The 12,708-nt window shown below is 48.3% G+C and carries 14 protein-coding genes and 1 riboswitch; of the genes, 5 read left to right on the top strand and 9 right to left on the bottom strand.

What is annotated here, in order from left to right; translation table 11 throughout:
- Window positions 1–123: 123 nt before the first annotated feature.
- The 3 genes from htpX to def all read right to left on the bottom strand — a co-directional run bounded on the left by htpX (window position 124) and on the right by def (window position 2,598).
- Window positions 124–996: a zinc metalloprotease HtpX gene (gene htpX / locus ASG24_RS06505; RefSeq protein ID WP_055868953.1), complete on the bottom strand. Its 873-nt coding sequence runs from the start codon at window positions 994–996 to the stop codon at window positions 124–126.
- Between the two features lie 131 nt (window positions 997–1,127).
- On the bottom strand, window positions 1,128–2,066 hold the full coding sequence (gene fmt / locus ASG24_RS06500) for a methionyl-tRNA formyltransferase (RefSeq protein ID WP_055868952.1): 939 nt from the start codon (window positions 2,064–2,066) through the stop codon (window positions 1,128–1,130).
- Between the two features lie 16 nt (window positions 2,067–2,082).
- The gene (def, locus tag ASG24_RS06495) at window positions 2,083–2,598 is read right to left on the bottom strand and encodes a peptide deformylase (protein ID WP_055830166.1); all 516 of its coding nucleotides are present in this window, start codon (window positions 2,596–2,598) and stop codon (window positions 2,083–2,085) included.
- 255 nt (window positions 2,599–2,853) lie between these two features.
- Here def and ASG24_RS06490 point away from each other — a divergent pair, with 255 nt between their 5' ends.
- The 3 genes from ASG24_RS06490 to ASG24_RS06480 are packed head-to-tail and all read left to right on the top strand — an operon-like array spanning window position 2,854 to window position 5,559.
- Window positions 2,854–3,888, top strand: coding sequence for a LysM peptidoglycan-binding domain-containing protein (locus ASG24_RS06490; protein WP_055868951.1), 1,035 nt, complete (start codon window positions 2,854–2,856; stop codon window positions 3,886–3,888).
- Window positions 3,889–3,897: 9 nt separating this feature from the next.
- Window positions 3,898–5,043 carry a DNA-processing protein DprA gene (gene dprA, locus ASG24_RS06485; protein ID WP_055868950.1) on the top strand — a complete coding sequence of 382 codons (1,146 nt, stop codon included), beginning with the start codon at window positions 3,898–3,900 and terminating at the stop codon, window positions 5,041–5,043.
- 48 nt (window positions 5,044–5,091) lie between these two features.
- Window positions 5,092–5,559, top strand: a complete 468-nt coding sequence (locus ASG24_RS06480) for a DUF494 family protein (RefSeq protein ID WP_055868949.1) — start codon at window positions 5,092–5,094, stop codon at window positions 5,557–5,559.
- 62 nt (window positions 5,560–5,621) lie between these two features.
- Here the strand turns inward: ASG24_RS06480 and metF are convergent, their stop codons facing one another.
- The 3 genes from metF to ahcY all read right to left on the bottom strand — a co-directional run bounded on the left by metF (window position 5,622) and on the right by ahcY (window position 8,369).
- Complete coding sequence (gene metF / locus ASG24_RS06475) at window positions 5,622–6,449, bottom strand: methylenetetrahydrofolate reductase [NAD(P)H] (protein ID WP_055868948.1); 828 nt, start codon at window positions 6,447–6,449, stop codon at window positions 5,622–5,624.
- A gap of 70 nt (window positions 6,450–6,519) precedes the next feature.
- Entirely contained in the window at window positions 6,520–6,867 is a 348-nt protein-coding gene (locus ASG24_RS06470; RefSeq protein ID WP_055830177.1) for a phage holin family protein, read from the bottom strand.
- A gap of 92 nt (window positions 6,868–6,959) precedes the next feature.
- Window positions 6,960–8,369 (bottom strand): adenosylhomocysteinase, encoded by a 1,410-nt coding sequence (gene ahcY / locus ASG24_RS06465; RefSeq protein ID WP_055830179.1) that lies wholly within the window; start codon window positions 8,367–8,369, stop codon window positions 6,960–6,962.
- A gap of 92 nt (window positions 8,370–8,461) precedes the next feature.
- Window positions 8,462–8,543, bottom strand: a riboswitch (S-adenosyl-L-homocysteine riboswitch).
- A gap of 240 nt (window positions 8,544–8,783) precedes the next feature.
- Between ahcY and ASG24_RS14640 the strand changes: the two genes are divergently transcribed.
- Complete coding sequence (locus ASG24_RS14640) at window positions 8,784–8,933, top strand: hypothetical protein (RefSeq protein WP_156376475.1); 150 nt, start codon at window positions 8,784–8,786, stop codon at window positions 8,931–8,933.
- Between the two features lie 89 nt (window positions 8,934–9,022).
- Here ASG24_RS14640 and ASG24_RS06460 read toward each other — a convergent pair whose 3' ends face one another.
- From ASG24_RS06460 to ASG24_RS06450, 3 genes are all read right to left on the bottom strand, one after another.
- The gene (locus ASG24_RS06460; RefSeq protein ID WP_229008021.1) at window positions 9,023–10,030 is read right to left on the bottom strand and encodes a serine protease; all 1,008 of its coding nucleotides are present in this window, start codon (window positions 10,028–10,030) and stop codon (window positions 9,023–9,025) included.
- Between the two features lie 383 nt (window positions 10,031–10,413).
- Window positions 10,414–11,586 (bottom strand): diguanylate cyclase, encoded by a 1,173-nt coding sequence (locus ASG24_RS06455; RefSeq protein WP_055868947.1) that lies wholly within the window; start codon window positions 11,584–11,586, stop codon window positions 10,414–10,416.
- Between the two features lie 50 nt (window positions 11,587–11,636).
- Window positions 11,637–12,101 carry an EVE domain-containing protein gene (locus ASG24_RS06450; RefSeq protein ID WP_055830183.1) on the bottom strand — a complete coding sequence of 155 codons (465 nt, stop codon included), beginning with the start codon at window positions 12,099–12,101 and terminating at the stop codon, window positions 11,637–11,639.
- 120 nt (window positions 12,102–12,221) lie between these two features.
- Here ASG24_RS06450 and ASG24_RS06445 point away from each other — a divergent pair, with 120 nt between their 5' ends.
- Window positions 12,222–12,581, top strand: coding sequence for a DUF2237 family protein (locus tag ASG24_RS06445; RefSeq protein WP_055830185.1), 360 nt, complete (start codon window positions 12,222–12,224; stop codon window positions 12,579–12,581).
- Window positions 12,582–12,708 lie beyond the last annotated feature (127 nt).

The raw sequence follows: 12,708 nt of genomic DNA, 5'->3' as shown, positions 1-12,708 counted from the left end.
ACGCTATTTTACTTGATGCAGCTTCTTTCACAGTGAAAACAATGTAAGTAATCAAATATGGACGCAGACCAATAAAAAAGGCTTTCCTGAGGAAAGCCTTTTAACAACAGCTTTACTTTTATTTTAGTACTGGTTAGCCAGCGACATTAAACGGCGAACACGCTCTTCTGTTTTGGGATGGGTACTGAACAAACCGGAAAAGTGAGCCCCTGATAACGGGTTAATAATCATCATCTGACCGGTTTCAGGGTGTTGCTCAGCAGTCATGTTAGGAATCTTGTGCGCATAATTATGGATTTTCTCCAATGCACTCGCCAGGGCTTTCGGATCACGGCTGATATCCGCACCCATACGGTCGGCTTCATATTCACGCGAGCGTGATATTGCCATCTGGATCAAACTCGCGGCCAGCGGCGCCATGATAATCATCAAAATACCCAGCATAGGGTTAGGTCTTTCTTCACCTTCCCTATGACCACCACCAAACAGCATACCGAATTGGGCAATCGCTGAAATCGCACCAGCCACGGTGGCTGACATGGTAGAAATCAGGGTATCGCGGTTTTTCACGTGCGCTAGTTCATGCGCCATCACGCCACGCAATTCGCGTTCGCTAAGGATCTGCATAATGCCGGTGGTGGCAGCCACTGCCGCATTTTCCGGGTTACGCCCGGTAGCAAATGCATTTGGCTGGCTTTCGTTAATGACAAATACACGTGGCATCGGCAATTGCGCGCGTTCCGCCAGTTCTTTGACCATGTTGTAATAGTTATTGAACTGGTTGTTTCCGTAATTGTTCTCGGCGTTGATTTCTACGGCACCATACATTTTGAGCACAGCCTGGTCGCTGAACCAGTAAGCATAAAAATTCATGCCGCCTGCCAGCAACAGAGCCATCAGCATACCGCTTTGGCCACCAAAAGCACCGCCCACAGCCACAAACAAGGCTGTAATCGCTGCCATCAGCACAAAGGTTTTAGTCCAATTACCTAACATTCCAAATTCCTTCATTCCATGATTACTCTTCACCAACATGGGGTCGCTAACGGTTTTTTCAATGCTAATGATCTCTTATGAAATCACCGTGACATCCGCACATTTTGTATGGATTCAACATATAAAGACATTTATAAAAACCTGTCACCAATATGCACGTGCTGCCCCTGCACGAACTGCTGTGCAGACTGGCGTTTGCCGCCCGGCATTTGCAGTTCATGTATCTCCAAGGCTCCATCTCCACAGGCAACTATTAAAGGCTGAACCTGTAAAATGGTGCCTGCCGGTTGCGCTAAATCAAGCTCGACTGCATGTTGGGCAACTTGCGCAAACCAGATTTTGCATACCTGCTCTTTGAATTTGGCCGTGGCAACCGGAAAAGGATTGAACGCCCGCACCTGCCTAGAAAGCTGAATGGCAGATTGTGTCCAATCGATGGCCGATTCAGATTTTTCAAGTTTGTGCGCATAAGTCACCAGCGATTCATCTTGCACTTCTGAAGGCAGTTGGCCGGTTGTTTGCAGCGTATGCATTGCCTCTATCATCAGGCGCGCGCCTTCCCGGCTGATGGCATCATGCAAAGTCTGTGTGGTGTCTTGCTCAGTGATCGGCACGGCCCACTTACTGACCATATTGCCTGCATCCAGCTTGGGCACTACTTCCATAATAGTGACACCGGTTTCACTATCGCCTGCCAGAATAGCGCGATGGATAGGTGCCGCCCCGCGCCAGCGTGGCAGCAGTGAGCCATGAATGTTATAACAGCCACGCTTGGGAATATTGAGGACAGCAGTGGGGATAATCAGGCCATAAGCGGCCACAATCAACACATCGGCATGGGTTGTGGCAATTTGATCCTGCACCTCTGAAGGTTTCAGATTTTCCGGCTGGAATACAGTCAATCCATGTTTTAAAGCCAGTTGCTTGACCGGGCTGGCCTTAAGTTGCATGCCGCGCCCTGAAGGACGATCCGGCTGGGTGAGCACCATGACAATATCATGCCCGGCGTTAATGAGTCCCTGCAAGGCAGGCACGGCAAATTCCGGAGTCCCGGCATAAATAATTCGCATGGTTTAACCCCGTGACTTAATAGCTGTTGCGCTCAATCTCACGCGCATGCTTGATCATTTTGCTGCGAATTCGATTGCGTTTCAGGGGAGAGAGATATTCCACAAACACCTTGCCCTTCAGGTGATCCATTTCGTGCTGGATACATACACTCAGCAAACCATCCGCATCCAGTTTAAAGGTCTTGCCTTGCGCATCTTCTGCTTCCACGGTAATGAATTCCGCGCGCGTAACACTTTCATAAATGCCGGGCACGGACAGGCAACCTTCTTCATAATCCTGATGGCCGGATTCAGCAATAATCCTCGGGTTGACCAGCACCAGCAGATCATTTTTTTCCTTGCTCAGGTCAATCACAATCAACTGGATATGCTGGTCAACCTGGGTGGCAGCCAAACCGATGCCAGGCGCGTCATACATTGTTTCGGCCATATCTGCGACCAGCTTCTGCAAAGCATGATCAAATACCTTTACCGGCTTGGCAACCGTGTGCAAGCGGGGATCAGGATATTGCAAAATAGGGAGGAGTGCCATGCTCTATAAATCTTTCAATCCAAAGTGTTTACGAAACGTTTTAAGGGTCTGTGTTAGCGAGTGGTAAAACTACAGTGACCTTGCACTTCACCGCTATACACTTATTTTGGCGTTTCTTAAATGAATACAAGGCAAAACGCCCGTTTTTTCATCTTGATAATAACTTTAAACCCATGCTAGATTGGTCGACATTGCGCATTAACACGCGCCATGCATGCTGCATAACGTCAGCACTGCATATTACAGAGACGTCACATGACCAAAATTGTTCAAATTATAACCTCGCTTGCCCTGGCTTGTAGCAGCTTGTACGCTTTTGCAGAGGAAATTACCCTACGTTCGCAACACCCGGACCGCCACGTGGTGGTTAAAGGCGATACTTTATGGGATATTTCTGCCAAGTTCCTCAAGAATCCCTGGCAGTGGCCACAGATATGGCAGATCAACCGTGACCATATCAAAAATCCGCACTGGATCTACCCGGGAGATGTAATCGTGCTGGACACCAGCAGCGGCAAACCGGTACTGAGGTTGATTCGCGAATCTGTCAAACTGGAGCCTGGCGTCATTGTGACACCGATCAAGGCCGATGCTATTCCGACCATACAGCCAAACGCTATACTGCCTTTTTTGACTAAGCCTATGCTGGTTTCCGCAGATGAGCTGAAAAATGCGCCTAGAATTATTGCCGCGGAAGAAGAACGAGAAATCCTGAGCCCCGGTACACATATTTATGTGCAGGGATTGCCACAAACACCGCAACCGGTCTGGGCCATTTACCGTGAAGGTGAACCGGTTAAGGATCCCGAAAATGGTGAAATCCTCGGTATTGAAGCGCATTATCTCGGTGAAGCCAATCTGCTACGCCTGGGTCAACCTGCAACCCTGAATATCAGCCAGGTGAAAGAAGAAATCGCCGTTAAAGACAAACTGATCGCTGTTGAAGATGAGTTAACCCAGACCTTTATACCGCATGCACCGGACAACCAGTTGCATGGCCAGATTGCCCGTATCAGCAATGGTATTAACGAAACCGGCTCCGGCCGTGTGGTGGTGCTTAACCGTGGCGCAAACGATGGCCTGGAACGTGGGCACGTGCTGTCTATCCTGCGCAAAGGCACCAGCATGATAGACCCGGGGTCAGATCCTGAACATCCGGTGACCTTGCAATTACCGAATGAGCCAGTGGGACTGGTCATGGTGTTCAAAACCTTCCCCAAACTGTCTTACGCATTGGTGATGCAAGCTTCTCAACCCGTACATGTGGAAGATATCGTTCAAACACCGTAAGATTCCTACATGGAAAACACTTACATCGAAAACGCAAGCTTGAGCAGCTCTTCTCGCGAACAATATGCACCGTGGATAGCGCTTAGCCTGGTTGCCGGGCTCGGCAATACCATGTTGTGCCAGCTATTACTGCTGTTGAAATCGCCGGAAGCGATTCTGGCAGCGTCATACGCCGAGCTACGCGACACTGTCAGCAAAGATGTCGCAGAGCGTATCCAGCGCGCGATGGAGCATGCAGATATTGCCAAAGCGCTGGACTGGCTGGAGCAACCTGATAATCACCTGATCACCCTGGCCGACCTGCACTACCCAAGACGTTTACTGGAAACCGACCAGCCACCGCCGCTACTGTATGCCAAAGGCAACTTGCAGATACTCAAACGGCCGGCCATGGCGATTGTGGGGAGCCGGCATGCTACCGCGCAAGGAGAAACAACTGCCGAAAACTTTGCCGAGAGCTTATGCCGCGCGGGGTTAGCCGTGGTCAGTGGACTGGCGCTGGGGATTGATGGCGCTGCCCATCGTGGCGCCCTGAAAGCAGATGGTGCAACCATTGCGGTAGTCGGCACCGGCCTCGATATTGTCTATCCGGCGAAACACAAAGCACTCGCGCATCAGATCGCCCAGCATGGCCTGCTGCTGTCGGAATATGCATTAGGTACGCCTTCGATCAATTACAATTTCCCCAGACGTAATCGTATTATCAGTGGCTTATCTGAAGGCTGCCTTGTGGTTGAAGCAAATGTCGATAGCGGATCCCTGATTACCGCGAAACTGGCGATTGAACAGGGACGTGAAGTATTTGCGATTCCCGGTTCCATCCATTCTCCGGTGTCTAAGGGCTGTCATGCCTTGATTAAACAAGGTGCAAAACTGGTGGAGTCCACCGACGATATCCTCAGTGAGTTACGTCATATCCGCCTGCCAAATGCCAGCCTGGCTGATAGCCCAAACGGGCTAATACCCAATTGGACTAATCTACCCTCTGAAGCAAGCCCTGTATTGGCCTGCATGGGGTTTGACCCTATCTTCGCCGAGCAGATCGCAGCCCGCTCAGGCTTGACGCCCGGAGAAGTTTCCACCATGCTTACACTACTTGAATTAGAAGGTTTAGTCAGCCATCTTGCGAACGGGCAATTCCAGAGACTGGCTTAATCTCACAAGGTAGCGCTAGTATTGAAGTAGCATGTTGAGGAGATATGCATGTTGGAAGTATTGATATTTATTTATCAAAACTATTGGGACAAACATGATGCGTTTGAGTTGAAAGAAACCGACGAAGCCATCATGGCCTATGAATTGTCCCAGGCAGGATTTAACCACCAGGATATTCTGCACGCGGTAGACTGGGTCAAAGACCTGCGCCGCTCGGTTGCGCATCCGCAATATTTGCAGAATCCTTCTGCCCTGCGTATTTTCTGCGAGATGGAACGCGATAAAATTAATGATGAGAGTCTGAACTTTCTCTGTCTATTAGAGAAAAGTGACATCATCACCGCCTATGAGCGTGACCTGATTATTGACCGCTGCATGGTGTTGCCACAGGAAACCTTAAGCATGGAAGATATCCGCTGGATCACCATGATGGTGCTGTGGGATGAAAGCCGTAAACAGGATTACCTGTTTGTTGAAGATGCGTTATTTAATCCGAAAGGTCTGTCGTTGCAATAACGTAATATTTGGCTACAAAAAAAGCGCGATTTAATCGCGCTTTTTATTTATTCAGCCCCAACTTAAAGTTGCCGGATAATCTGCCCAATAATGCCCGCCTGGTTCAAGGTATAAAAATGCATTTTATCCACTCCCGCATGAGAAAGCTTGGCACAAATATCAGTCACCACATCAACGCCGAAGGCGCGTAATGAAGCCATATCATCGCCATACGCCTCAAGGCGCAATCGTAACCAGCGTGGAATTTCAGCGCCACACACATTAGAAAAACGCGCCAACTGTGTGTAGTTATAAATAGGCATCACGCCAGGAATGATAGGGGCTGTAATACCCTGCGTGTGCGCCAACTCAACAAAGCGGAAATAAGCATCCACATTGTAGAAATATTGCGTAATTGCTGAATCAGCACCGGCATCAATTTTACGTTTGAAATTATCCAGGTCTTTTTGAGCAGAGCTCGCTTCAGGATGGAATTCAGGATAGGCCGCGACTTCGAGATGAAACCAGTCAGCCGTTTCGGCACGGATAAAACTCACCAGTTCATTCGCATATTTAAAGTCGCCAGCACTCACTTCACCGGAAGGAATATCTCCACGCAAAGTGACCAGGCGTTTAATGCCTTTGGATTGATACGTCTGTAACAACTCGCGAATTTCCTCTTTGCTGGAAGAAATACAGGAAATGTGTGGTGCGGCGCCATAGCCCTCTGCCTGAATTTCCAGCACGGTCTCCATAGTGCGGTCACGGGTTGAACCACCCGCACCAAACGTCACCGAGAAGAATTCAGGGGAAAATTTAGCTAATTCCGCGCGCGCGAGACGCAAGTTAGTCATTCCCTCCGCCGTTTTTGGCGGAAAAAACTCAAAGCTGAAAGAAGTTTTATTATTCACGTGTTTAATCTTTATTTATGGCAAGCCCGCACTCACAAAAATGGATGCGGAAACCAGCCTTCTTAGCCAGTTAATCACTATCAGGGATAATCGAACTGAGCACCCCGGAAATCAAACTGTAGACCAAGGCACCAATTACACCAATCAGGATGGAGCTGACCGAAAATCCTTGCAGATAATTGCCGACTAGCCAGAACAGCACCCCGTTAATCACCAGAATAAACAAGCCCAGTGTTAACAAAGTAATCGGCAAGGTAAGCAGCACCAGCAACGGTTTAATCAATATATTGACCAGGCCAATCACCAAAGCAGCTATTAGTGCAGCTGTAAAATTCGCCACATGGATGCCAGGCACCAGGTAAGCCACCGCCATTAACGCCAATGCGTTCAATACCCACACAATCAGCAACTTAAACATTTCACTCCCCTGTCGTCATTAGATTGAGGAAGAGTGTACACCGAAACCTCGGCCAGGACACCTGACCGAGGTTTCGGCTTAAGTATAGAAGCTTAGTATCTGTAGTGATCAGGCTTGTAAGGGCCACTCTTGCTCACGCCGATATAGGCCGCTTGCGCATCGGTAAGTACAGTTAGCTGTGCATTGAGTTTTTTCAATTGCAGGATAGCCACTTTTTCATCCAGATGTTTAGGCAAGGTATACACGCCTACCGGATAGTTGCTGGTTTGCGTGAACAACTCGATTTGCGCAATGGTCTGGTTGGCAAAGCTGGAGCTCATGACATAGCTAGGGTGTCCGGTTCCGCAACCCAGGTTTACCAGGCGGCCTTTAGCCAGCAGGATGATGCGTTTGCCATCCGGGAAAATCACATGGTCGACTTGCGGCTTGATTTCGTCCCATTGGTATTTCTCAATACCGGCCACGTCAATTTCATTATCAAAGTGACCGATGTTGCAGACAATCGCCTGATCTTTCATTTTCGCCATATGGTCGTGGGTGATCACGTGGTAGTTACCGGTCGCGGTCACGAAAATATCGCCGTGTTCAGCGGCATAATCCATAGTGACCACACGGTAACCTTCCATCGCTGCCTGTAAAGCGCAGATCGGGTCGATTTCAGTCACCCAAACTTGTGCAGACAAAGCACGCAGTGCTTGCGCAGAGCCTTTACCCACATCACCATAACCAGCCACGATAGCGATCTTGCCTGCAATCATCACATCGGTTGCACGCTTGATACCATCTACCAATGATTCACGACAGCCGTAAAGGTTATCGAATTTGGATTTGGTCACCGAGTCATTGACATTAATTGCCGGGAAAGCCAGCTTGCCGTCTTTATGCATCTGGTACAGGCGGTGTACACCAGTAGTAGTTTCTTCAGTTACACCCTTGATTTCTTTCAGGCGAACGGAATACCAGGTCGGGTCTGTCTTCAGTTTGGCTTTAATCGCATTAAACAAGCAGACTTCTTCTTCAGAAGTTGGGTTGCCCACCACGGATAAATCTTTTTCTGCACGTGCGCCCAGGTGCAACAGCAAAGTCGCATCACCGCCGTCATCCAGAATCATGTTGGAGTAACCACCGTCAGCCCACTCAAAAATGCGGTGGGTATAATCCCAGTATTCTTCCAGCGTTTCGCCTTTCACGGCAAACACAGCGGTGCCAGTGGCAGCAATCGCAGCCGCCGCATGGTCTTGGGTAGAAAAAATATTGCAGGAAGCCCAGCGCACTTCAGCGCCCAGATCCTTCAGTGTTTCGATCAGTACTGCGGTCTGGATGGTCATATGCAAAGAACCGGTAATGCGTGCGCCACGCAACGGTTGCACAGCGGCATATTCTTCGCGAATGGCCATCAAGCCCGGCATTTCGGTTTCGGCAATGGCAATTTCCTTACGGCCCCAGCCAGCCAGGTTCATATCGGCGACAATATAATCTTTGAAATCAGCTACAGTATTCATGTTTGAAGTCCTAAAAAAATGAAAACTGAGCAGGGAAGGTTCTTAGAACCGGTGGAAACGTTTTGTTCACCTTTTTTCCGTGCTCGCACAGTGAAAAGTGAACGCAGTTGAGAAGCTTCGCAGCTATCACTCTGAGCCTGGGAGTATGAAACTCTCGCAGCGTTCCTCAGAAGGCGTGATTATACGCCAACCGCCATATTTTACAAAAGACCACCTTTTTTCATTATCAAAACAACTGCGCAATTACGCTTCAAATGTTTGTTTGGCTGTTTTATTTACGCCAGTCATGCGCATGATTGTAAATTGAGGCCAATAGACCGCTTTTCTTAATAAAATCATTTACCTGTCACTATGGCATGATGTGTCAACTGCAGTATTTATAGTCATTCAACCATTACGGAAAGGCGGGAAATTATGTCAATGTACCAGGTCATGGACGAAGAGAATCATTGCATCGCGACCTTTTATCACTTTCAGGAGGCAGTGGTGACCGCGCAAGACTTCACAGTCTGGGATGACGAGCATTACTACCATGTTGAAGAACTGGATTTGCAAGTTGTTTAACTAAACAACTGCCAAATAATAAAGCGCCCATGAGGCGCTTTTTATTTGCCTATATGAGCAACTGACTTTCCACTATACCCGCATGTAGGTTATGGCAATGTTTTCATGGCGACGGTCAGTTCTGCTGCTTTTTCTGCATCCAGCTGGTTAAGCGTCTCTACACTTGCCAATGCTTCGCTGTGTTTACCATTGGCTTCAGCAATCAGGCCAAGATAATAGAAAGCCTGGCTATGCTGGTCGTTCATGCTCACGACACGGTGCAAATGTTGCTCAGCGAGCGTTAGATCACGTGTTTCGTACTCTGCAGCTGCCAGGTAAAACCAGGCTTCTGTATTGGCAGGCTCTTGTTTCACCCATTCAGCCGCTACTGTTTTCAAGCCGTTCCAGTCTTTATGCAGGTAAGGAAACACCACTTTCATAAAGCTAGGCCATTGCGCTGCCGGTTTACCCCAGAATGGCAACTCGCTTTTCACTAATATAGGACCCGCAGGTTTAGTTAACAATGCTTGCACCCAGTCAATCGACATATAGTAATAATACGCATCTTTGCCAGGGCTCTTCAGTGTGATCAAGCCAACCAGTGTGCCGGACTCATCAAACAAACCACCGCCGCTTGCACCTTGTTTAAAAGTGCTGGTAGCACGCACAATCACTGAGTCATCCATGGTGAATAAACCTTTCACCACACCTTTGGTAGTGACAGGTGCCGGCACAAAACTTGGGTAGCCAATGGTGAATACCGGTTGCTCATATTTCAATTCACGGCTGGATTTCATGGCGACTGGTGTGAGAGGCAGGTCATCCATTTGCAGCATGCAAACATCATGCTCCCAGTCTGGCTTGACGCCCACTGCATGATAAACCGCACCACCACTTAACACGCTGATGCTGCTGGCGTTAGCGACCACATGACAGTTAGTCACCACTTGATTGTCGGCAACCACAACTCCTGAACCCAAGCCAAACTGACCATTGGTCAGTCCCACTTGAATGCGCAGTACCCGACTGTTTAACGACTGCATTAACGCGTCAGAAGGTTCTGCCATCAACGGTGCGGCAAAGCACCCTACCAGTAAACCAATCAAAAACTTTGTCATGTAATGCTCCAATCTGTTACCGCAAGTTGGTGTATCGTTGGAAAGCCTTTAATTACATTTCAGCAAGATGCATTCCAACCCAACGCGCACACAAATCGAGCACTATTTAAATAGTAAGATAATCAAATAAAGTTATTAACAATCAAACAGTTAAGCAGATTAGTATTTACAAATAAAGAGATTCAATATCAGAGATCTACTCAAAAATCACAATATGCCTGAGACCTGCAATCCCGCTAACGCACCATTAAAGTGCACTAAAAAGGTGTATGCACAGACATCGCTCAAAACATCATGAAGCGAAAACGAATTGAGTATAGGAGAGAAATATTTGCCTCATGCGGGCAAGTGAAATAGATGGAATGCGTTAACGCATACACGGATCAATGATTAGCAATAAAAACGCGGTTTCGGCCTTGTTGCTTGGCAGAATACAGCGCAGCATCAGCCATGCGCATCATATGTGACAAACCTTGCTGGTCATTCAGCTGTGAGGTCGAAACGAGGCCGAATGAAGCGGTGTAATGGATTTTTTCGCCATTTTCAATCAACACGCTATGGTCGATTTCTGAGCGCAGACGCTCAATCACGCGCGTAGCTTCATGTAAATCCGTCATCGGCATCAGGATACCGAACTCTTCGCCACCCAGCCTGCCCACCATATCGCTGGTACGTAGCGCATTCACACACCGCAGGCAAAAATTCTGCAACACCACATCACCGGCATAATGGCCGTGTTTGTCATTTATTTTTTTGAAATGATCAATATCCACCATCGCGAACGAAAATGGGGCTTCGTAACGCTGACTGCGTCTGATTTCGGATTCCAGCTCATGCATGAAATGCCGGCGATTGGCGATGCCGGTTAAAAAGTCGGTAAATGCAAATTTGTCTGCCTCGATATGCAAGCGGTAGATGCGCGACACAACAAATACACTGACCAGCAAAAATAGGGACAGTAATAACCCGGCGTATATCAAACCCGCTTTGGTATGCCGCTGCAGCCGTTGTTGGCTTTCATTCACATATTGAGTGGCACGCTGATTAGCAAAGCCAAGGATGGACTCATTCAACCGGGCCACTTCTGCAAAGCGGCTAGTCCAGTCAGTTTCAATCAAGCGGTTGGCTTCAGAAAATTTGGCATCTTCCAGTTTTTGCAAAATCTGGTCACGTACCTGGTTGAGTGCCTGCCACTTTTGACGGAGATTGATGACTTGTTGCGGGTCACCGGAATAGCTGTGCTGCATCACGGCAATCTTTTCTTCCGCCAACCGCTCGTGCTTTTCGATAAACGTGATAGTGGCAGCCACATCACTCGCATCCGCCTTGATCAGCGTTGCATATAACAAGCTACTGCGGATTTGATATAAAGCAGCTTTGAGTTCAAGCGCCGCATTTGAAACCGCAAACGGCTTTTCGTAAAGATTGCGCGTGGTCTGGTGCATTTCGCGCATGCTGGAAAAATAAATCCACAGAAACAATAAAGCACCAATAAAAGCAATGAGGAACCCTGAAACAAGGATATACAACACCGCTTTTTTGCGCTGTGTTTTCATGACCTAAGCGAATGAAAATATAAACATGCGTAACGCCTCCAGGCAAGGCTTCATGCGCTAATCAATTTCGTGATTAATGCCCACTCCCTGGGATCGACTGGCGTAATCGACAATCGGTTCCCTTTTTGCAATATTCTCATATTAGAAAGCTCGGGGATTTCGCGCAATTCTTTCAGGCTCAGCAAGCGGGTTTTACGCACAAGCTTCACATCCACATTGACCCAACGCGGGTTTTCCGGAGTAGATTTAGGGTCAAAATACTTGTGCCCTTTTACAAACTGGAACTTGTCCGGATAAGCCAGCGTACTCACTTCACAGATGCCGGCAATGCCAGGCACCTCACAATTAGAGTGGTAAAACAATACGCCATCACCGACTTTCATCTGGTCTCGCATGAAATTACGCGCCTGGTAATTGCGCACCCCATACCAGTCAACGCTCTGGTTTGGGAACCCCGCTAAATCATCAATAGAAACATCCGAGGGTTCGGACTTCATCAGCCAGTAACGTGCCATTGCTTAAAACCTTCTTCTAAATGTGCAAAATGCCAGTATCATAAACCCTAGTATCATAAACCCCAACGCTCACAAACCGAAAGCTACTCCACTCCCAAAGAGTGACCACACATAGATATCATGGCTAAAAACGTCCTCGGCACCTTGCTTATTCCTTGCAGCACACACCCTGTCACCGGCTTTATGCGGGATGGCTGCTGCGGGTTTCATCCGGAAGATTTAGGCAGACACACGGTTTGTGCAGAAATGACAGATGAGTTTCTGGCGTATTCCAAAGCCCAGGGTAACGACTTATCAACCCCTCTGCCGGATTATGACTTTCCCGGATTGCAGGCTGGCGATCGCTGGTGTCTGTGCGCAGGCCGCTGGTTACAAGCCAGCGAAGCAGGCTACGCGCCACCGGTAGTCTTGGAGTCTTGCGATGAAAGTTGCCTGGAAGTCGTCAGTCTGGCTGACTTGATGTACCACGCCTTAAGATAGCGTAGTCATTGAAAATGATGTGCTAAGGGGTTACCTGAGCCTTGATCCTGAACCAAAAAGTTCAGGTGGTAACAGCCTAAGGTACATTAGGTTCACACGCCAAGGGAGTCTTAAAAGACCTCCCAAC

The sequence above is a fragment of the Methylophilus sp. Leaf414 genome (assembly GCF_001425425.1).
GTDB lineage: Bacteria > Pseudomonadota > Gammaproteobacteria > Burkholderiales > Methylophilaceae > Methylophilus.
This window is presented reverse-complemented; position numbering and strand designations above follow the sequence as displayed.